The sequence below is a fragment of the Fluviicola taffensis DSM 16823 genome (genome assembly GCF_943372375.1).
In the GTDB taxonomy this organism is placed as follows: Bacteria; Bacteroidota; Bacteroidia; order Flavobacteriales_D; family Crocinitomicaceae; genus Fluviicola; species Fluviicola taffensis_A.
The window spans coordinates 208954-228402 of sequence record NZ_CALRYJ010000001.1 but is presented as its reverse complement, the minus strand read 5'-3'; the positions used below and the strand labels follow the sequence as shown (position 1 = coordinate 228402).

At 40.7% G+C, this 19449-nt stretch carries 21 protein-coding genes; 5 read left to right on the top strand and 16 right to left on the bottom strand.

All coding sequences use genetic code 11. The features are described from left to right. Positions 1–807, bottom strand: a complete 807-nt coding sequence (locus tag AAG807_RS00980) for a hypothetical protein (RefSeq protein ID WP_341899970.1) — start codon at positions 805–807, stop codon at positions 1–3. A 255-nt stretch (positions 808–1062) separates the two neighbouring features. On the opposite strand from AAG807_RS00980, the gene AAG807_RS00975 reads away from it, so the two are divergent. Genes AAG807_RS00975 through AAG807_RS00965 form a run of 3 tightly spaced genes read left to right on the top strand, consistent with a single transcriptional unit; the run spans position 1063 to position 6020 of the window. Further along, positions 1063–2781 carry a peptide ABC transporter substrate-binding protein gene (locus AAG807_RS00975; RefSeq protein ID WP_341899968.1) on the top strand — a complete coding sequence of 573 codons (1719 nt, stop codon included), beginning with the start codon at positions 1063–1065 and terminating at the stop codon, positions 2779–2781. A gap of 31 nt (positions 2782–2812) precedes the next feature. Further along, entirely contained in the window at positions 2813–5257 is a 2445-nt protein-coding gene (locus AAG807_RS00970) for a carboxypeptidase-like regulatory domain-containing protein (protein ID WP_341899966.1), read from the top strand. A gap of 13 nt (positions 5258–5270) precedes the next feature. Beyond that, positions 5271–6020, top strand: a complete 750-nt coding sequence (locus tag AAG807_RS00965; RefSeq protein ID WP_341899964.1) for a hypothetical protein — start codon at positions 5271–5273, stop codon at positions 6018–6020. A gap of 15 nt (positions 6021–6035) precedes the next feature. Here the strand turns inward: AAG807_RS00965 and AAG807_RS00960 are convergent, their stop codons facing one another. The 5 genes from AAG807_RS00960 to AAG807_RS00940 form a co-directional block, all read right to left on the bottom strand. Then, the gene (locus AAG807_RS00960; RefSeq protein WP_341899962.1) at positions 6036–6584 is read right to left on the bottom strand and encodes a hypothetical protein; all 549 of its coding nucleotides are present in this window, start codon (positions 6582–6584) and stop codon (positions 6036–6038) included. A gap of 50 nt (positions 6585–6634) precedes the next feature. Then, positions 6635–7225, bottom strand: a complete 591-nt coding sequence (locus AAG807_RS00955) for a CHAP domain-containing protein (protein WP_341899960.1) — start codon at positions 7223–7225, stop codon at positions 6635–6637. Further along, positions 7222–7803, bottom strand: a complete 582-nt coding sequence (locus tag AAG807_RS00950) for a DUF1990 family protein (protein WP_341899957.1) — start codon at positions 7801–7803, stop codon at positions 7222–7224. Before AAG807_RS00950 ends, AAG807_RS00955 begins: the two co-directional genes overlap by 4 nt. A 176-nt stretch (positions 7804–7979) precedes the next feature. Continuing rightward, entirely contained in the window at positions 7980–8726 is a 747-nt protein-coding gene (locus AAG807_RS00945; protein WP_341899955.1) for a DUF2071 domain-containing protein, read from the bottom strand. Between the two features lie 15 nt (positions 8727–8741). Beyond that, on the bottom strand, positions 8742–9362 hold the full coding sequence (locus tag AAG807_RS00940) for a hypothetical protein (RefSeq protein ID WP_341899953.1): 621 nt from the start codon (positions 9360–9362) through the stop codon (positions 8742–8744). An 85-nt stretch (positions 9363–9447) separates the two neighbouring features. Between AAG807_RS00940 and AAG807_RS00935 the strand changes: the two genes are divergently transcribed. After that, positions 9448–9651 (top strand): YwbE family protein, encoded by a 204-nt coding sequence (locus AAG807_RS00935; protein WP_341899951.1) that lies wholly within the window; start codon positions 9448–9450, stop codon positions 9649–9651. A 66-nt stretch (positions 9652–9717) separates the two neighbouring features. Here AAG807_RS00935 and AAG807_RS00930 read toward each other — a convergent pair whose 3' ends face one another. The 6 genes from AAG807_RS00930 to AAG807_RS00905 all read right to left on the bottom strand — a co-directional run bounded on the left by AAG807_RS00930 (position 9718) and on the right by AAG807_RS00905 (position 15642). Continuing rightward, the gene (locus tag AAG807_RS00930; protein ID WP_341899950.1) at positions 9718–11274 is read right to left on the bottom strand and encodes an aldehyde dehydrogenase family protein; all 1557 of its coding nucleotides are present in this window, start codon (positions 11272–11274) and stop codon (positions 9718–9720) included. 241 nt (positions 11275–11515) lie between these two features. Continuing rightward, entirely contained in the window at positions 11516–11974 is a 459-nt protein-coding gene (locus AAG807_RS00925; RefSeq protein WP_341899948.1) for a hypothetical protein, read from the bottom strand. 8 nt (positions 11975–11982) lie between these two features. After that, positions 11983–13458: a hypothetical protein gene (locus AAG807_RS00920; protein WP_341899947.1), complete on the bottom strand. Its 1476-nt coding sequence runs from the start codon at positions 13456–13458 to the stop codon at positions 11983–11985. A 52-nt stretch (positions 13459–13510) separates the two neighbouring features. Next, the gene (locus AAG807_RS00915) at positions 13511–14248 is read right to left on the bottom strand and encodes a hypothetical protein (protein WP_341899944.1); all 738 of its coding nucleotides are present in this window, start codon (positions 14246–14248) and stop codon (positions 13511–13513) included. 253 nt (positions 14249–14501) lie between these two features. Next, positions 14502–14825 carry a nuclear transport factor 2 family protein gene (locus AAG807_RS00910; protein WP_341899943.1) on the bottom strand — a complete coding sequence of 108 codons (324 nt, stop codon included), beginning with the start codon at positions 14823–14825 and terminating at the stop codon, positions 14502–14504. 22 nt (positions 14826–14847) lie between these two features. Then, positions 14848–15642 (bottom strand): SDR family oxidoreductase, encoded by a 795-nt coding sequence (locus AAG807_RS00905; RefSeq protein ID WP_341899941.1) that lies wholly within the window; start codon positions 15640–15642, stop codon positions 14848–14850. Between the two features lie 139 nt (positions 15643–15781). Here AAG807_RS00905 and AAG807_RS00900 point away from each other — a divergent pair, with 139 nt between their 5' ends. Then, entirely contained in the window at positions 15782–16132 is a 351-nt protein-coding gene (locus AAG807_RS00900; RefSeq protein ID WP_341899939.1) for a helix-turn-helix domain-containing protein, read from the top strand. A 27-nt stretch (positions 16133–16159) separates the two neighbouring features. On the opposite strand, the gene AAG807_RS00895 is transcribed toward AAG807_RS00900, so the two are convergent. The 4 genes from AAG807_RS00895 to AAG807_RS00880 form a co-directional block, all read right to left on the bottom strand. Next, complete coding sequence (locus AAG807_RS00895) at positions 16160–17131, bottom strand: NAD(P)-dependent alcohol dehydrogenase (protein WP_341899937.1); 972 nt, start codon at positions 17129–17131, stop codon at positions 16160–16162. Positions 17132–17465: 334 nt separating this feature from the next. Continuing rightward, entirely contained in the window at positions 17466–18005 is a 540-nt protein-coding gene (locus AAG807_RS00890; RefSeq protein WP_341899935.1) for a hypothetical protein, read from the bottom strand. A 38-nt stretch (positions 18006–18043) separates the two neighbouring features. Further along, positions 18044–18658, bottom strand: a complete 615-nt coding sequence (locus AAG807_RS00885) for a hypothetical protein (protein WP_341899933.1) — start codon at positions 18656–18658, stop codon at positions 18044–18046. Between the two features lie 55 nt (positions 18659–18713). After that, the gene (locus tag AAG807_RS00880; protein ID WP_341899932.1) at positions 18714–19427 is read right to left on the bottom strand and encodes a tetratricopeptide repeat protein; all 714 of its coding nucleotides are present in this window, start codon (positions 19425–19427) and stop codon (positions 18714–18716) included. Between the last annotated feature and the right edge of the window lie 22 nt (positions 19428–19449).

Below are 19449 nucleotides of genomic sequence, written 5' to 3'. Positions count from 1 at the left end.
TTAACCTTTAAAGAATTTTTCAGTTTTGTTATCGAAGTTGATATAGTAAGCTCCTTTCAATAAGTTTGAACATGGAACTGACGAACCGATACCTTTCTTGACGATGTTTCCATATGCGTCATAGATTTCGTACTTCGTTTCAATTGGCTTCCCTGATGCTGTGAAATTTATTTCATCCTTGACCTTAACAGGGTTCTTGACGACTATCGGAACGGAAGACGTGAATTTTACATCTTTCGAATTTCTTTTAGCACCTGAATGGTCAATTTGCACCACACGAACTGTGTTTTCACCGGAGTGAGGAGCAACCAGGAATTCATAAGCGTTAGTACCAGGAGTACCTTTTCCTTGAACTTCACCAATCTTCACCCATTTGTTCCAGCGATATTGTTCGATGATAAATGGAAGTTTTCCTTGTTCGTTTGTAGTCTTCCAGGTTAACATTCCACTATTTTGAATTTGGATGTCAACCGTATTGAAAGTACTTCGTGGAAGTAAAACTTCCGGATTTAAAATTTTCGGTTTACAACCGTCATTGTGTTCGATAACAATGAATACCGGTTCACCAATTTCTATGTTGAAAAGTGAAAAGTCAATTTCAAAAGCCGATATGGCTGTTCCTCCTGGCAAGATATCACCGTTGACAGTTACTTTTGTCGCGCAAAAGCCAAACCCGTCTCCGTCTTCCGGATTTTGGACGTATAAATTTTTACCCTGATAACTTCCTTCAATAGAAAGAACCGCTGAGCTTGAAAAGCTTAGCAGTAACGCGAAAGAGCAAAGTAAGAATAAGTTTGTATGTTTCATTTTCTACTTAGTAGCTACACTAAAAACTGTGGCAAGTATAATAGCTATTTTTTACATTACCAACATTTTACGCAACGAAATTACAATTTTTTTTTCAATTCAACCACCTTAAGAGTTTATTTGTCATGAAATATTGCACGTTCGTCGATTAAACTAGTGATAAACTTAATATTTTAGATATGTAAATTTTGATTTTTTAAGTTATTTTAGTAAAAGATTTTTTCTATTCTTGTATTGACAAACTCTTTCGCTACTATGAAATTAGTTCCTATAGTTCTCCTAATTGTTATCCTTACATCTTGCGGTTCAGATAAAAAACAGTTTGAATACGCCGGAGGAAGTTTTAAAATGGCTTTGGATAATACTCCGTCAACCTTTATTGCAAGGGAAGTAAATGACGTGTACTCTTTTGAATTACTTTCTCAAGTGATGGAAGGGCTGGTAAGCTTTAATGCGGATGATCTTTCCCTTCAACCTCAGATTGCTGAAAAGTGGAGTATCAGTAGTGACGGTACGGTATTCACTTTTACAATCCGTGATGATGTATTCTTTCACGATAATCCCGTCTTTAAATCTTTAGATGATCGGAAACTGACTGTGGATGATGTGTTATTCACATTTGAAAAGGCGTGTAAACCGAATGAGGAGGGAAATCCTACGGCTGCGTATCTATTCCTGCTTGCAAACCAGGTGAAAGGTGCCAAAGAGTATTACGAAGGAAAGACCAAATCGATTAGTGGTATGAAAATCAAGAAGAACCAGATTGAGATCACTTTGATTAATCCGGATCAGACATACATTAACAAGCTTGCTAATTTAAGTGCAAGTATCGTTTCCAGAAAAATCGTTGAAGCGAAAATGGAAACAGACGTGGTTGGAACAGGACCGTTTTGCTTTACAAAACCCAAAGAGGAGGAGACCTATATCTTATTGAAGAATCAAGATTACTACATGACTGATAATAAAGGGAATGCATTGCCTTATCTGGATTCGGTGGTTTTCTATGTTCAGACCAGAAAATTGGAACAGCTTGAAATGTTTGAACAAGGGAAGACCTTATTGATTTCAGGATTACCAACTTCGCGAATCACTGAGATGCTGGACGGACGAATTTCCGATTTTAATGAGCAACCTCCATTGAAGGAATTGTACAATAATCCCTTGCTAACAACTCAGTACTATTTCTTCAACATGAATGACCCCCGTTTTCAGGATGTCCGTGTGAGAAAAGCATTCAATTATGCAATAGACCGGAAACGCCTGGCGGATAATGTACTTCGGAATCAATATTACGAATACGGGATTTATGGAATCACTCCTCCGATCAGTTCGGTCTTTAAAGGATACGATTTCTCCGAAATAAAAAAATACGGATATGATTTCAATCCTGAATTGGCGAAGCAATTGTTGGCAGAAGCCGGTTATCCTGCGGGTAAAGGTTTTGGAAGTGTCGACTTGCGATTGGATATCAGTGATTTGAATACGGCTGTGGCAGAAGAATTGGCTGACCAGATTTACCAGACTCTTGGAATCAATGTGAACATTGACGGATCGAACTTTGAGCAAAGGAACGAAGACGGAAACATGGGGAGAGGGGATATGTTCCGCACAGCTTGGATTGCGGACTATTCGAGTCCTGAGACATTCCTGGGGAACTTCTATGGGAAATTGGTTCCGAAGGAAAAAGATATGCCATCGAGTGGAAATCAGTCGCGTTATGTGAATCCATTATTCGACAAGTATTTTGAGCAGGGTCGTTCGGCAAGCCAGAAGAAAAGGTTGGAGCTGTTTTCAAAAGCAGAAATTGAGTTGATGAAAGATCCACCGATTATCCCGCTTTGGTATGCAAACGATTTTACATTGAGCTATTCCCGTGTAAGAAACCTGAAAAATAATCCGATGGAATTTTTGGATTTGCGCAGGGTATATATCAAGGAATGGACTAAAGAGGAATATTTGAAGTCTATTCAATAAGTGTATATTTACCGCTTGATATACTCAAAGAATGAAAACTATCCTTACCGTATTGTTTTGCGCGATGGTATCACTATTGATCGCGCAGCCCACCCAAACCGTTCGTGGCACTGTTCTGGATTCTGAATCGGATTTTCCGGTTTTCGGAGCTCAAGTTGTCATTACACTTTCCGATAGTACGAAACTGAAAGCATTCACCAGCGAAGCAGGTGTTTTTGAGTTTTTAAATGTACCGGTAGGGAAACATCCCATATCGATTAAATCAACGGTTTATGAAAACTATGCAGCTTCCGTAGAGGTCAATTCAGGAAAACAGACTGTACTGGAAATCAAGGTGAAGGAACGCATCAGTGAAGTGGAAGAAGTGGTCGTTACTGCCCAAAAGCCAGGAGAGGTCAAGAATGAGATGGCAACTGTTTCTGCACAGCAATTTTCTGTGGAGGAGACGGAACGCTATGCGGGTTCGCGGGGAGATCCTGCCCGGATGGCAAGTAATTTTGCAGGTGTCCAGGGAGCAGATGACTCACGTAATGACATTGTAGTCCGTGGAAATTCTCCGCTTGGAATCGTTTACAAAGTAGAAGGAATAGATATCCCCAATCCCTCGCATTTCTCCATTTCCGGAAGTTCCGGTGGACCGGTTTCCATTATCAATAACAAGAGTTTAGCGAATTCGGATTTCTTCATGTCTGCATTCCCGGCAGAGTATGGGAATTCCGTTTCCGGTATTTTCGATTTGAAATTGCGCAACGGAAATTCCAAACAACATGAGTTCACAGGTCAGTTTGGATTCCTGGGAACGGAAGTCCTGGCAGAAGGACCTTTGAGCAAGAAAAGCAATGCGAGTTATCTGATCATGGGACGTTATTCCACCTTGAGCTTATTCCAGTTCATGGGAATCCGCATTGGAACGGATGCTGTTCCTGTTTATGGAGACGGTGCTTTCAAATTCAACTTTCCTCTTAAAAAAGGAGGTCAACTTTCCCTTTGGGGAATGGGAGGTAAGAGTGACATCAAGATCCTGATTTCCGAACAAACAGAATACACGACCGATTTATACGGGGAAGGTGACCGCGACCAATACTTCGGAACAGGAATGGCAGTTGCCGGATTGACCTATAAAAAGTCGCTTTCCGAACGGACCTTTTTAACTACGACCTTTTCCGGAAGTATCGAAGACCAGCATTCGCATCACGATTTGTTGAACCGTTCATTGGATACGACCTATACTGATGGAGAACCTAAAGTAAACATTCGCGTGGACAGTATTTACCGGATCATGGGCTATGATTTCAAGATCGCCAAGTATTCCGGGATGTTCACCATCAACCATAAGATCGGGAAACAACATGTGATCAAGACAGGTTTGAATGCGGATGTCCTGACATTCAATATGACAGACAGTGTATTGAATGCAGCGGGAACTCAATTCCTCAATCGTTGGGACTATAAAGGAATGGGAGGGGTTTTGATTCAGCCTTTTTTCCAGTGGAAATACCGGATCACCGAAACAATGGATTTCACTGCCGGATTGCATGCGCAATATTATTCTTTCAGCAATTCATTGAGTCCGGTGGAACCCCGCTTGGGATGGAAATGGGCCATGAAAGGAAATCAGAAACTATTTGCAGGAGCAGGACTACATAGTCAGACACAACCGTATTATACTTACACCTATCATTTGGAAGATGCTTCAGGAGATAAGGTGTATCACAACCGAAAGATGGGTTTCACGAAATCGGTGCATTCTGCATTGGGTTACGAAAAGAACTTCAAAAAGGGATTCCAGTTCAAAACGGAAATCTATTACCAGTATTTGTATGAAGTTCCTGTAACTGTTCAGCCATCTTCGTTCTCGATGATCAACCAGGGAAGCGGATTTGCACGATTCTTCCCGGATACTTTGAAGAATACCGGAACAGGAGTGAACTACGGTTTGGAATTGACCCTGCAGAAGTTTTTCGATAAGAGCTTTTACATCCTGACAACTGTTTCCATTTACGACAGCAAGTATAAAGGAAGTGACGGAATAACGCGGAATACAAGCTACAACGGATTGTACACTGCCAATATCCTATTCGGGAAAGAATTTCATGTCGGGAAGAAACATACCATTGGTTTTGGAGGAAAAGTGACTGTTGCCGGCGGTAAACGTTATGGTTACATCAATTTGGCTGCTACCAGTGCTCAGAAAGAACTCATCTTTAGTGATTCAGCATTTAATACGCGTCAGTTCAAGGATTACTTCCGTGCGGATTTAAAAATCAGTTGGAAAATGAATGCGAAGAAAGCGACTCACGAGATCGGTTTGGATTTGGTGAACATTCTGAACACACGAAATATCTTAGGATTGGCTTATGCTCCTGATTTGGCAAACCCAAGTAAGGAACCGCTTGCGGAGAAAACACAATTGGGTTTCCTTCCGATCTTCTATTACCGGATCAGTTTCAAATTGGCGAGCGGGAAGAAAGAGTAATTCAAAATGCAAAATGAAAAATTCAAAAGTTTGGACTTTCCTGTTTTTTCTAATAGTTGGCTCATTTCTTTTTTCCTGTAACAGCCCCAAGCGACAGAAAAAGATAAACGACGGAAAGCTTTTTGAGAAACTCAAGGAGAAAAAAGGCTATTTGAACGCATTGGAGCTGAAAAGACTGGAGCAGGATTTCTCATTGAAACTGTTGGATAAATATGATCTGTCCGGATTTGATGAAGAAGATACTTTGGCCTATTTCGTACGTTCCGGATTGCATGTATGGATTGCAAGCTGTTATTTGGAAAATGAACAAGAGAGCCACTATCCGTTTTTCTGTCTAAAGGAAACACCCGAAAAGGGATTTAAGCTTCTGAAACATGGAACTGTTCCTGTACTTTACGGAGAGTGTTCTTACGATCTGGATAAATTGCTGGTTTTAAAAGGAGATTATGTCATTATTTCGCAAAAATCGAGTGGAAGCGGATTTTGTGATGACAACCCGATCGTCTTTCATAAAAATGGAAAGCAACAAGTTGAGAATGGAGACAATCGTTTTCAAATCATAACCTGGAGCTGTCAGGATGGAGAAGAGATCTGTTTCAAACGCGATTTCAAATTTGAATTGGATAAACCTGATTTACTGGTCCGCATCCATGAAGTATTCTATGACTGGGAGGCAGAACAAGATGTTGGTTCAAGAAACTACGATCTACGTTTTGTAATAAAGAACAACACGATCTATTTTCAGGACACACTTTATAAATAACCCGATTCCGGGTAATCAATCGAATTGATAACTCAGACTAAAGCCATAAGGTGTCGGTCTGATATTAAACTGGCTTTGAGCCTTATTGTTAATCCACCGATTCATTCGATTTGCCATCCAAAGATCGTAAGCCAGTAAGAAGCCTCCTTGCAGCATGAAACTGGAACCAAAACCCTGATTTCTGTCCGGATTTTTGGTGCCGCTGTAGTAGTTGAGCAAACCACCGGATGTGATGTAAACAAAGTCTAATCCGGCATTGATTAAAAAGATCTTTTTATACTGTTTTGCCATTTCAAATTCGGAGAGACTTTTTTTGCGTACTATGTATGGGGAGATTAAACTGTAAGCTGCAAGTGATCCGTTCACGACATTCCAATACCCATTCATTTGATGAAAATGGAGTGCTTCACCATCCGCATTTTTGACCAGAGATGCTGCACTTGCCATATTGATGACCGACCAGGAACCAAGTGCAATTGATCCGTTTCTAAGAGTTGTTTCAACTGGTTTTTGCTGTCCAATGGAAAGCAAAGGAATAAATAGAAGCGTGATCAATAGTCTCATGATGGATAAAGATTTCTGGAATATAAAAGATTATCAGTTGAATATCAAATCTATTTCATTCGCAACCAACCCAGGATTCGGGAGTGATCGATTTCCCACAATCCATCATCCGATTCCAAATCGAACACATCTCTCGGATGATCGGGGTTCCCGGCATTCTGCTGAATGATTTCCACCTCGTCTTCCGTTACTTTTGAAACAATGACTACATGTCCGTATTCATTCGACCAGGTTGCATCCATAATGATCAGATCACCGACCTGTGGTTTGCTCTTGCTTGGGTTGGTATATTGGATCAGATCACGGTCTGCATTCAATTCACCGTCTTTTAGATCCTTGTTGAAGAAATCGATGGCATTTCCATAAGCATTGGGCATCTTGTGCTTGTAATGCTGATAATAATACCGTTTCACAAATTCCACGCATTGGTATTTCAATCCGATATTGTATCCATCCGGTGAAGTGTTCCGTTCGCTTACATTTCCCATTCCGCCATTGTAATAAACTACCACCTGATTCAGACTGTCAAGCGGATCACCGATTGCATACACCCGGTTCGGTCCTTCCTCCTTCTTATAAAGGAAAAACACCAAAGTACCGGTTCCGAGGATAGCCATGCAGAGGAAGAGAATTTTTTTCATTGGTTGGAAAGATTGGATTCTATGATTTTACGGACGTTTTTCAACCCCTTTTGGGTGCAATATGTTTGATAAGGAAGTGAGAAAACGGGACCAAGTAAACGGGTCAGAAGATTTCCCGGTTTGGAAAAGGTTTGAATTTTGAAACTGATTTTCCCATTCGTTTCTTCCAATAGGAAATAAGAAATCCCACATTCAACATGTCCTTTCAATGTTTCGTAACTGAATCCACATCTCTTTTCCTCATGGATGACCTCTTTTATTCGAACTCCGAAGAGTACCTTTTGAGAGAATTTCGGGAAAGGAGGAAGGTAAACTTGTTGTAAAATGGTATCACCTGCCTGCATGGTTCTTTGTTCATCTTCCCATTGGGTATAAGCAGAAAGAATAGTTAGGGGGAAAATGTGATAATCGAAAAACGATTGAAGATGGAGTTCTTTGAGATCGGAACAGTTGTGAATTTCAATTGAACTGACCTTTTCTCGTAATTGACTTTTTTCATAGTTCATTATTGGAACTTGTTTGAGTTCCTCCAGATATTTCCTGAACTGTTTTTGTTGGTTGAAAAAGGCAATTTTCATTGTTATGGATTTGGACCAAAGTTAACTTACAATCGAATACCAAGCACACATACATCATCCACTTGTTCCAGATTTCCTTTCCAATTCTCAAATCGGTTGGATAGGGCATTTTACCTGGTTTCGTATCTGAGCAATCAGTTTGCATCAAATATACTATTCTGCGGAATATCAGCTTACTATTTGGATTTTAAGAGTTCTTTTTTCCAGGCAATAACATCTATTCCTTTTGAATAATGAATCAGGTCCGGTTTGCGATTCAGATCAATTGAACCGATCTGATAATTCGTGTGGATGTCTGAAATACGAACTTCCTGAAGTTCCCAAGGTAAGTGATGTATTTCATACAAGTAGTTTTTTTCACCTTTGTCTAAATACAGACAATAGCGCTCTGTGAGCCACAAGTCCAGTTCAGATTTTGAAATGGTGTTATTGGAAACTTGATAGTTTGCTGCAAATTCAAATCCTTTTTTCTTTTGATTGGAACTGTAAGTTTGAATTTCGTTTTGATGGTTTCGCTTCATTTTTGCTTTCTCATACGGTAATCCTGAAAGCATTTTGGAGATCACTGCGGATAGTTGTTTTTCTGCTTCAATATTGAGAAAGTAAACTCCCGGTTTGCCGTTGTGGATTACGTAAGTTCGAATATTGATCTCATGAAAATGGGAGACAGGAGAAAAGGAAGGTAAATTTTTCGGTCTTATTTTTTCCATCGTGAATGCGACAATGGAGATCCATGCTTCATTCTCAAAGGTATCCAATGTTAAACCGCTTGGTAAAAGTTGTTGCAGGGTATCTGCGGGGACTTTCCAATGCAGAAATAAAGCCTTATTCCATTCTTGATAGTAACTCCAGCGTTTAACCGGAAGAGGCCATTTTCTGTGTGAAACAGTTTGATACAGGAGCTTTTTGGTTGACTTTTTCATGGAATTAACACCTTTTTATAATGGACCGACCGAGTACTGCAAGGAGATCTTAACCATTTGTTTGTCCAATTGCTCGACCTTCTCCAGGCTTGCGATCGTTCCGATTTCCGAATCATTGATAATCAGTTCTTTTTTCAATGCGTTTTTGGAATTCGTCTGATAGGCTTTCAATAGCTCTTTTTCGAGGGTTTCCCAATCTACCGGTGCATGGCAATGATCCTTGATTTCATTTAAAAGTGAAACGGTTGTTTTTGCCCAGTAAGCCAGGTCATCTGTTTTCCCGGAATAATTTCTGGTGGTGAATTCAAAGGTGAGTGAATAGTATTCGCAACCGGAATTGATGATCGTCAGGTAATTTCCGCTTTTCAGAAGGGCATATTCGATTCCCTGTAGGACATTTCCTTCTTGAATTTTTTCCAATTTGAAGTTCCAATCCCGAAATGCTGTGCTGTCGAGTACCGGACTTGGAATGGATCGCGTGCAATCGTAGTTCAAGGTATCTTCCGGTGAAATGGACACGGTCTTTATCGGCTCTTTCTCTTGTTTTTCGGGATATTCTAGCTCGAAAACCTTTGGTTCGGAATGGTCCACGCAAGATGGAAGGAAGAACAGGATGGAGTAAATCAACTTTTTCATGAATATTACAAGATTTTGCAGCTTGTCCAATTCAAAAATAGGAAATAGTAATCAGGATTGACCTGATTCTGCGTAATTTTGAAACATGAAACCAGAACGAAAAGATATCAAACCGGGAATGCTTGTGATGTTCATTCAAAAGAAGCACCAGGCTTCCGGCGAATTGACAGAAGGAATTGTGAAATCATTGCTTACAAGCGCTCCTTCCCATCCGCATGGGATCAAGATCATGACGGTGGATAAATTGGTTGGACGGGTTGTAGAGATTGTGGATTCCGAGGTGGATTGAATGATATAAAACCAGTCGGGGCGGAAAATTTTCCGCCCCGACTGGTTTATTTTATATTGAGATTTTTTACAAATCAAATTTGATTCCTTGTGCCAATGGCAACGAATCCGTGTAGTTGATGGTGTTTGTCTGACGACGCATGTAAACTTTCCATGCATCAGATCCTGACTCACGTCCGCCACCGGTTTCTTTTTCACCACCGAAAGCTCCACCGATTTCAGCACCTGAAGTACCGATATTTACGTTTGCAATTCCACAGTCAGATCCCGCTTGAGATAGGAATGCTTCTGCTTCACGCAAATTATTCGTCATGATTGCCGAAGACAATCCTTGTGGAACTCCGTTTTGAATTGCGATAGCGTTTTCAACACCACCGGAGTATTTCATCAGGTACAATACCGGAGCAAATGTTTCGTGCTGAACAATTTTAAATGTATTCTGAGCTTCTGCAATTGCCGGTTTCACATAACATCCGGATTCGTATCCTTCTCCTGAAAGAATTCCTCCTTCAACCAAAACTTTTCCACCTTCTTCTACAACCTGAACCAATGCATTCTGGTAAGCTTTTACCGCATCTTTGTCAATTAGTGGTCCAACGTGATTGTTCTGATCCAATGGATTCCCGATACGCAATTGTTTGTATGCGTTCACCAATGCATCTCTTACTTTATCGTAAACAGATTCGTGGATGATCAAACGACGTGTGGAAGTACAACGTTGACCGGCAGTTCCTACCGCACCGAATACGGCTCCGGGAACAACGATTTTCAAATCTGCACTTTCCGTAATGATCACGGCATTGTTTCCACCCAATTCCAATAAGTGACGACCCAAACGTTTTCCAACTGCTTCACCAACCAATTTACCCATGCGAGTAGATCCGGTTGCAGAAATCAATGGAACACGTGTGTCATTCGACATCAATTTTCCTATTTCAGCGTCTCCGACCAACAAACAAGAAACTCCTTCAGGAACTCCGTTTGCTTCGAAAACTTCTTGAGTCAATTTTTGACAAGCGATAGCAGTCAAAGGTGTTTTTTCAGATGGTTTCCAGATACAAACGTCTCCACAAACCCAAGCCAAAGCTGTATTCCAGTTCCAAACTGCAACCGGGAAGTTGAAAGCAGAAATAATTCCTACGATTCCCAGCGGGTGGTATTGTTCGTACATTCTGTGTCCTGCACGTTCCGAGTGCATGGTCAAACCGTATAACTGACGTGAAAGTCCAACTGCAAAGTCACAGATGTCGATCATTTCCTGAACTTCTCCTAAACCTTCTTGCAATGATTTCCCCATTTCGTAAGAAACCAATTCGCCTAAAGCTTGTTTTTTCTCACGGATCTTCTCCGCCAACTGACGAACAACTTCCCCACGTTTCGGTGCAGGAACCATTCTCCAATATTTAAATGCTTCTTGTGCTTTCAATACGATCGCCTCGTATTCTGCCTCCGTTGCCGAAGAAACAGATGCGATCACTTTTCCGTCAACCGGCGAAACTGAATCGATTTGAGTTCCACGCGTGTTAAACCAATATCCTCCTGTTGAAGCTCCACGGTTTACCGCTTCGATGCCCAATGTTTTTAATGTTTCTTGTATTCCAAGATCTGTTGCTGTTGCTGACATTCCTTTTCGATTAGTTTGTGCAAAATTACACAATTTTGGTGACTCCAAGTGAATAGCAGTCAATTATCAAGCGAATAAATGTTAAGGATTATTTTGATTGGTAATGTGGATGATTGTATTTTTATTTTGTTGAGTATAAAATATCCCAAGCTCCATATTTCATTTCCTTTTCAAAGGTATCACCAACATAATTAAATGGTTCTTTCTACTTGATACCTTCAATCCAAATAAGTATTGGCTACTAATCATTGTCTGCGATTTCTTCTAAACTTAATTCAGAGAAATCAGTTGCGATCAATTGCTGTTCGCCATCAAGGATATATATTATCGGGGGATTTTCCGCATCTTCTTCTAAATCAAAAAGCAGCATTCCGTTATGGTTCATTTCGGCATAACCATGAATGTGAGGCTTATACATTCCTAGAACTGCAAACGGAATCCATTGCTTGTTATCCACTTTTAGTTCAAACTCCTCTTCATCCAAAAAGTATTGATAAATGGTTGCGAAGTCGCTGACTGAATGATTGCAATAGGCATCCTTTTCCTGGTCGGTCATTCCTTCCATTCCTTTTGCCCATTCGTCGTTGTCAAGGATGATTTGATTCCAATCCAGCATAGAGCAGCTTTGAACTTCACCATCAATTTCGATCTCTAAGTCTTTTCCGAGATAATTCTCAAGCAATTTTTTTAGATTTTCCATTGTTCTTCCTATTTAACCCCTTCAATCTGCTTCAAATGCTGTTCCACCTGGTATTTATTGAAATTGTCCCAATGAGGAGGGGAAGTGGTTTTCTCACCAACCATGGCATCGATGCATTTATTTTCGTCCTTGTATTTGTCGTGTAGTACTGCCAGGATTTGAAAGAAAAATTCATCGAGCTTCCCGATCGCATCAAATTCTCCTTTGTGTGACGATAGGTTTAACAGATTCAGAAGCTCTTTCTTTTCAGCTTCGGTTATTTCTGTCAAATGACCGTATTTCAGGGATTTGAAAACCAGGTTGTTCCATACCACGCTGTCGTGTGCCCAGCTTACATCCGGAAGATTCAAGGAGTGCTCACAAATTAGGATGATTGCATGAAGGACATCATTCAGATAGCTTGCAGGGAATTCATCAAAGCTTCGGAATTCGAAACCGCTTTGGTACATTTTTTCCTGGTTGAAATCCAATCCGACATCCGAAAGCAATTCATAATCCAGTTCCGATTCAACTTGATCGCGCCACCAAATATTTTCTTCCTTGCCAAATTTCAGGAGTTTTCTGAATTCGTCCACGTTGTATGTCAGAACCTTTCCTTTTGCCATTGCTTTGTTGAAGGTACCAACTCCGGTGTAGCGCGACATGGCGTTTCTCATGGAACCGGAAGCGAATTTCTCATTCAGATCATACTTCTTGCTAATGGTCTCCATAATATCCGGACTGCCCAGTGTTGCTATGAAGAAAGGCTCAAACCATTGCAGCAGGTAGATGGCGTTGGAATGGATCTTCTCAAAACCGGGATAATCGATGATCCTGCTGTTTTCTGTCAGCGTTGGTAAGGTAATGTGAAAATGGTAAGTCCCGTTATTGAACAGAACGAGGTGGTCCTGATTGGACATGAACATGTTCAGTCCGATGTTGTAATTAGGAAAATGCAGTTTTCCGTTTAGAACCGAAGATTCGTTCAGTTTATCAATGAATAACTTTTTAGTAGCTGCCAGCTCGTCACATGAATCGGAGATGGTTCTGTTTTCAAAGTATTTGGTTACAAATTCAATCGAATCGCCATCAAAATTTACCGATCCCATCGGGTTGTTCTTTTGAGTGAGCATACTCTGAATATTGTAAGGCTGGGTTTCCAAAAAAGCCTCCAGGATCGATTTTCCTTGGTATTCCGGATTGTCGACAACCGGTTTGGTAGTTGCTAAAGTCTTGTGTTGGTAGTTTAAATCCAGTTTATCCAGTGAATGACTATTGATCATTCGGCTGATCTTATAATTTTTAGTTTTATCGAAAGCTGCTTCCAATAGATGATCTAAGCCCCCCGATTTATAACAGGTTCTGTAATCAATACTGTAGCGTTCGCAGCCAATTTTTTCTTGTATGAATGCACCGGAAACGATGAGTGATTCCTCGAATTGCATATAGGTTTCGTTTTCCAGTCCAATTCCCCAGTAATACTTCTTTTTCTGATTTGCTTTCATTTATTGTAATTGGCTTAGTAATGTATTTAAGTTTTGGCTGAACAATGTCTGTTTAATCATGGTAATAGAAAACATGGGAGGAATAACGCTCGTGATTCCACCAATCTTTCCGCGCTTTCGAAAAGTAGTTGTAATTCAATTTTCCAGCTTGCGATTGCAAAGGATAGATCACCACACCATTTTCGCGGTATGCTTTTTTTGCAGCTGTTTCAGGAACAATCGGTACGATGTGTCCGGAAAGTCCTACGATCTTCCGTTTGGCGCAAATGATCCCAACTCCGCCTTCTTCGTTTACTTTCCGTTGGATCTCATCCAGGTCCGTCATGCGTTTCCAACCAAAGCTGGCTCCCCACATCAACAGCCAATCATGGATCGCACTCGAATAGATGCGGGCAACGGTTTGATCAAAAACAGGCTCAACCTCCTGTCCGGCGAGTATTTTTTCGAGTGATTCAGCTGTCCACCAAACAGTAGGGATATAGACTTGTGCAAAATAGCAAAAATCATACGCGTACACATTGCAATAGGTATCATCCACCGTTCGTTGATATCTCAGACTGTGTTTCACGTCCAGTTTATCGATGAGCTGTTCGATACTGGCCTTTTTGGTTTCTACATTCGTCAGGTCTCGATAAGGAACACCGGTATCACTGATGGGATGAGGTTTCGCTGCCTGGGAATCTAACCGGGATTCCGGGTGTACCGATAAATGGGCACTTTTTATTCGCCTATCCGGTGTTGGATCTTCGACTAGCGCTGTTGAATTCGTTGCTGTAGTTTCTTTTTTCATTTTGGCCTTTTTGAAATGAAGCGTCATGATTGCATCCGCAGCGGCGGATCGGGTAAAGGTAATTAATTACGAATTACGAATTACGTCCCAATAGCTATCGGGATACGAATTACGAATGCCGGATTAGTGAATCAAAATCAGAAAGAATGGAATTTAGTATCAAGAAAGGTGAATACCGTATGTGAGTTGTGAATTGAAAAAGCACGAGTGTCTAACTCGTGCTGGCAAAGGATTATAAGATATGCAGTTTCTTTTAACCGCTTATTTTCAATGACTGAATGAATCCGTCGTTTAGTTCAAAATGGAAGTTCAAACTAATAGGACTGCCCTCAAAAGTGCCTGAAATTTCTGCCGACAAAACACTTGAAGAATCGGTTTCTCTAAATGCTACAGGTTTCATTACCGTTTTATATTTTTCGTTTCCTTTGGCTATCCACTGCTGGATTTCAGTTCTTCCTTTGTGTGTTTTTCCTTCGTCAAACATGACTCCTGTTTCTGAAAAACAATTGGCATAAGCGACACTGTCATAGTTGTCTTGTGCTTTTACTAAATCTGCGATTACTTTTGGTAAATTCATGCTGTTTATTTTTAATTGATTATTAAACTGTTGGTATTGTTCCTCCGTCAATTACGAATTCCGTTCCGGTTAAATAATTGGCTCTTGGCGAAACAAGGAAGCCAACCAATTCTGCAACTTCTTCCGGTTGTGCCGGTCTGCCGAAAGGGATTCCTCCTAATGCGTCCATGACACCTTCAGTGGCTTGCTCTACCGTGATGCTGGAGCTTTCGGCAATTCGTTCCATCATTGCTATTGCTGCCGTGGTCTTTATCCAACCCGGAGACACTGTCAGTACGCGAATACCTTTTGGTGAAACTTCGTTGGAAAGACTTTTGCTGTAATTGATCAAACCTGCTTTTGCTGCGGCATAAGGCAAAGTGGAATCGTACAAAGGCAACTTGCCTTGAATCGATGCTATGTGGATGATGACACCGCTTTTCTGTTCCAACATTTGTGGTAAAAATCCTCTGTCTAAGCGAATGGGTGCGAGCAAATTGGTTTGAATTCCCGATTCCCAATCTTCGTCTGTCAAAACAGCAAACCCACCACTTGGTGTTTCGGAACCACCGAGATTGTTTACCAGAATGTCCAATTTTTGATAGGTTGATAAAATTTCTGCAGTCACTTTTTGTGTTCCTTCCGGCTTACTCAGATCAGCTGAAATGAAATGCAGTTTTTCATTTGCTTTTTCGGGTTGATTTCTTGCTGTGATAATAACTGTTGCACCTGCTTTTAGTAATCGTTCTGTAATGGCTTTTCCTGCTCCTTTTGTTCCACCGGTTACCAAAGCAATTTTGCCTGATAGTTCATTGTCGAAATTAAATTCCTGTTCCATTCTATACTTATTTTGTTAGTCAATCTATAAGCACAAAATTGAGGTGTATCATCTCTTTTTACAATAAGGGAAAGTCGAATTGCATAGGGATAAAATTTTCCCTATTGTGTAGTTTGGAGCAGTGCATTAACTTTATCTTATGAAAGATCGAAAGATTCCTTTAAACTTGAATTGTGGTCTTGACCTGATTGGTGAAGTGCTGTATGGCAAATGGAAAATCCGCTTGTTGTGGTTCATAAATGAAGGACATAAACGTCCAAGTGAATTGCAACGCAAGATTCCTGATGCTTCACGCAGGGTTCTGACTATCCAGTTGAAAGAGTTGGAAGACCACGAGTTGGTTACGAAAAAAATCTATCCGGTTGTCCCGCCGAAAGTAGAGTATAGCCTGACGGAGTTTGGTAAATCGTTACTACCTGTTATTGCAGCTTTAGGAAACTGGGGCGATGAGAATGAAGAGCGCTTGCGAAATGTTATTTTGAAGGGGTGAGAAAGTTGGACCAAGTTTACTTTCTTCTTATCTGTTTAACGATTCACCCTCATTTTCCCAACTCATGGCAACTTTTCCTTTTGTGCGCATGGCTTCAATATAGCCTATTGCTTGTGGAAGTTCCTGGTAAGGAAAAATTTTTTCTATTCGGGCAGCGATTTTCTTATCCCGGATCAGAGCGGCCAGGATTTCCAGGTCTTTTGTGTTGGCTTCGGCAGTGAACTGTGTTAAGGGAAATTTGCTGAACACTTTTTTCAACAGGACCGAAATCATGAGCCCCATTGTTGTGAAACCAACCATTACTCCGCGCCGTCCCATGCGTTTATAATCGTTGAAGGACAAGTTTCCGTTGGTGTCCACAACCAAATCGTATTTCCCGGTGTGCTGATGAATATTTTCCCGGTCATAAGCAATGACTTTCCGGGCACCCAACGACCGGACAAACTCTTCGTTTTTACCAGAGCAGACAGCAGTGACTTGTGCTCCGTAAGCTAAGGCAATTTGAACAGCAAAATGGCCCACACCTCCCGAGGCGCCATTGATCAGCACCGTTTCTCCTTTTTTCAGTTGCCCGTGAGTGATGAGCGCTTGCAAAGCAGTTAATCCGGCGATCGGAACGCATGCCATTTCCGGGAAGGTTGTTCCTTCAGGCATTTTGGCGCAGATACTTTCTTCCACGCAGGCATATTCGGCAAAAGCACCTCCTGAAAGAGATTCTCCGAATACCTTGTCACCAACCTTGAATTGCGTAACATCCTTTCCTATTTCTGTTACAATTCCGGCAAAATCGGCTCCCAGGATTTTATTTTTGGGTTTGAATAATCCAAAGGTCAAGCGGGCAAAAAACGGTTTGCCACGCAAAATATGCCAATCAGCCGGGTTAGCTGAATTTGCACCTATTTTAACGGTTAGCTGATTCTCTTTCAGAGTCGGCATTTCGACCTCTTCTAAACGAAGAATTTCAGGTCCTCCGTATTTGGTTTTAGTGTACGCTTTCATGGAACATTCTGATTCGTTATCGTCATACAGTTTCGGTTGTGGCGAAACCCTCAGGATCTTACTTTGAACGGATCCTGAAGCGAAATTAACGGTTTTGTCCCTTGATTTTTTGTGCTTGTGAGGAAATAGCTGATAATCATGCCGGGCGGTCGTTAGAGGCTGTAAATGACATTCGCGGGTTCCCAATAGGATTGAAATTGGAGTTGTGTTTAGTGTTTGTCGGTCGCTGTCAATCGAAGTATATCATTAAAAACAGGACGCTCAAATAGGTCCAAAGCAACGAAAGTAAGATATGTATGAATGTTTCAAATTTTTTGCCTCTCCACAGGTCAGTCTAATTCTGATTGTATCTATCATGAATCTCCATCGCATGGAACACGGATTGCACATGGGTTTCATTTAGTTGCGTGATATTCACTTTGGACAGATTTTCAAGAATGAAATCGGTATTCGCTGCAGTAAACAGTTCCGTATTCATTTCGGAATACAATTCCTGAATTTCAAGGATGATCTCTACATCTGATAAACTCATGTCATTCGAACTGGCTCTATCCAGGTTGTTATAGATATACACGGTGTATTTGTCAAAATTGGATTCCGTGTCCAGCTTGGTAATATCCTCTCCGCCGTTGAGGTTTATGGATATCGCCTTGAATGTATTTCTTAAACCCTGGAATTTCCTGAGAATCCCCAGGAATCCCCAAAATAAACCGGTGAATAAATTCAATAAGGCATAGAGAAAACCTAAAAGATAAGGTAGGATTCCTTTTCGCAAACGAAATGTCTTGGAATTGTAGTAGTAATAGAATAAACCAAAGTTTACAGATATTTTGTAATACCTGCTGACGTGTTTATTGGGTTCAATTTTATTCATGGATTCTTAATTTGTAATCACGTTAAATTGATGTCGGGCTAATTTTTTTCACGTCCAACCCAAACATCTCCTATTCGTTGATAATATGTTTTGCCATATTCTCCATCGCTTATCTTGGAAGCGGTTTTCTTTATGCGGCTATGGAATCGCTGGTCCTTGTAAAATTGTTTTGGGTTCTGGTAGTTTTCCTTAGGCCAATGATAATCCACATTTTCATGCGTATCGTATAAATTCTTCCGTTCCCATGTAAATCGTTCCAATTGATCTTGACTTTTTCCATACGCTTCCGTTCTAATTGAAGCGTCTTTTGTGGATTGATCAAACCAATGATCTGTATAGCGTTCAATTCGTTCATCAATGGCACAAACCACTTCGGATCTGATTATTTGAGGTTCACATAACCAGATTGCCAGGTAATAAGGCTTGTTTAGCTTTTCGAGTTCTACTTTCCACCTGTCGTGGATTTCAAACAGCAATTCGACGATTCGTTTACGGATCAGCCCTCTGTTCGGATGATTCCCAAAACCATACTGATCTTCGAATTGGAAATTCAGGAAGTGCTCATCTGAAAGTTGCCCCGGATCAAACCTGGAATCTTCCGAAGTTGATTCAAGGTGTTTTAAAAGCGTTTTATTGTTTCGGATTTTGGACATGGATGCTGATAGATTGGACTTGGCGCAAGATAAGGGTTATGCTTCGTTTGTTTCATTATAGATGTCTGGTCATTTTAGAATCACTCTTTAGTTTCTTCAATCGGATTTTGGCTAATTGATCCGATGGTTTTAATCGAACGGCTCTTTCGTATAGTTCAATTGCTTTTTGACTATTTCCTTCTGAATAATATGCTTCTGCACGAACCAGTATTTTCATGTACATTTCAGCTTCTTCGGGATCCGCTGAATTCACCAACTTGGTATCCTTCACCACCAAAAAACCCAACAATCCTTTTTGTAAGTGCACCTTGATACGTTCTGCATGGTCGAGATTAGTGCTGCATGGAAAAATCAATTGCTTCTCAAAACCATGATACTCCACAATTGCATAGGGATCTCCGCAACCATGACGACCTTTGGACAATTTTCCTGTTTTGATGACTTTCAAATCCACCAATTCTATTTTCCCGGTTGGAATATAGAAGTTCAAAGCCATAAAGAAGAACATCAATAACCCTCCGAATAAAATAATGCCGTGAAAAGCCTGTAAAAAGAAGCCGTATGCATTTTCTACGTAATACCGTATCTTATTCCTGAAAAGAAGAAACAGAATGAAGCCACCTCCGATAAAAAGCGTTAGGGGAATAGATACGTTGATAAACGTTTTTCGGAATAGTGAGATCTCCCAAATAATTGCTCCGATGGAAACAAATGTCATAATAGACATGAGTCGATCAGCTTTCTGATTTGGCTTCTTTTTTTGCGCCATATTTTCCTTATTATCCCCGGAT

Coding starts and splice junctions, on each gene's coding strand:
- AAG807_RS00980 (WP_341899970.1), bottom strand. CDS start 807: ATGAAACATACAAACTTATTCTTACTTTGCTCTTTCGCGTTACTGCTA.
- AAG807_RS00975 (WP_341899968.1), top strand. CDS start 1,063: ATGAAATTAGTTCCTATAGTTCTCCTAATTGTTATCCTTACATCTTGC.
- AAG807_RS00970 (WP_341899966.1), top strand. CDS start 2,813: ATGAAAACTATCCTTACCGTATTGTTTTGCGCGATGGTATCACTATTG.
- AAG807_RS00965 (WP_341899964.1), top strand. CDS start 5,271: ATGAAAAATTCAAAAGTTTGGACTTTCCTGTTTTTTCTAATAGTTGGC.
- AAG807_RS00960 (WP_341899962.1), bottom strand. CDS start 6,584: ATGAGACTATTGATCACGCTTCTATTTATTCCTTTGCTTTCCATTGGA.
- AAG807_RS00955 (WP_341899960.1), bottom strand. CDS start 7,225: ATGAAAAAAATTCTCTTCCTCTGCATGGCTATCCTCGGAACCGGTACT.
- AAG807_RS00950 (WP_341899957.1), bottom strand. CDS start 7,803: ATGAAAATTGCCTTTTTCAACCAACAAAAACAGTTCAGGAAATATCTG.
- AAG807_RS00945 (WP_341899955.1), bottom strand. CDS start 8,726: ATGAAAAAGTCAACCAAAAAGCTCCTGTATCAAACTGTTTCACACAGA.
- AAG807_RS00940 (WP_341899953.1), bottom strand. CDS start 9,362: ATGAAAAAGTTGATTTACTCCATCCTGTTCTTCCTTCCATCTTGCGTG.
- AAG807_RS00935 (WP_341899951.1), top strand. CDS start 9,448: ATGAAACCAGAACGAAAAGATATCAAACCGGGAATGCTTGTGATGTTC.
- AAG807_RS00930 (WP_341899950.1), bottom strand. CDS start 11,274: ATGTCAGCAACAGCAACAGATCTTGGAATACAAGAAACATTAAAAACA.
- AAG807_RS00925 (WP_341899948.1), bottom strand. CDS start 11,974: ATGGAAAATCTAAAAAAATTGCTTGAGAATTATCTCGGAAAAGACTTA.
- AAG807_RS00920 (WP_341899947.1), bottom strand. CDS start 13,458: ATGAAAGCAAATCAGAAAAAGAAGTATTACTGGGGAATTGGACTGGAA.
- AAG807_RS00915 (WP_341899944.1), bottom strand. CDS start 14,248: ATGAAAAAAGAAACTACAGCAACGAATTCAACAGCGCTAGTCGAAGAT.
- AAG807_RS00910 (WP_341899943.1), bottom strand. CDS start 14,825: ATGAATTTACCAAAAGTAATCGCAGATTTAGTAAAAGCACAAGACAAC.
- AAG807_RS00905 (WP_341899941.1), bottom strand. CDS start 15,642: ATGGAACAGGAATTTAATTTCGACAATGAACTATCAGGCAAAATTGCT.
- AAG807_RS00900 (WP_341899939.1), top strand. CDS start 15,782: ATGAAAGATCGAAAGATTCCTTTAAACTTGAATTGTGGTCTTGACCTG.
- AAG807_RS00895 (WP_341899937.1), bottom strand. CDS start 17,131: ATGAAAGCGTACACTAAAACCAAATACGGAGGACCTGAAATTCTTCGT.
- AAG807_RS00890 (WP_341899935.1), bottom strand. CDS start 18,005: ATGAATAAAATTGAACCCAATAAACACGTCAGCAGGTATTACAAAATA.
- AAG807_RS00885 (WP_341899933.1), bottom strand. CDS start 18,658: ATGTCCAAAATCCGAAACAATAAAACGCTTTTAAAACACCTTGAATCA.
- AAG807_RS00880 (WP_341899932.1), bottom strand. CDS start 19,427: ATGGCGCAAAAAAAGAAGCCAAATCAGAAAGCTGATCGACTCATGTCT.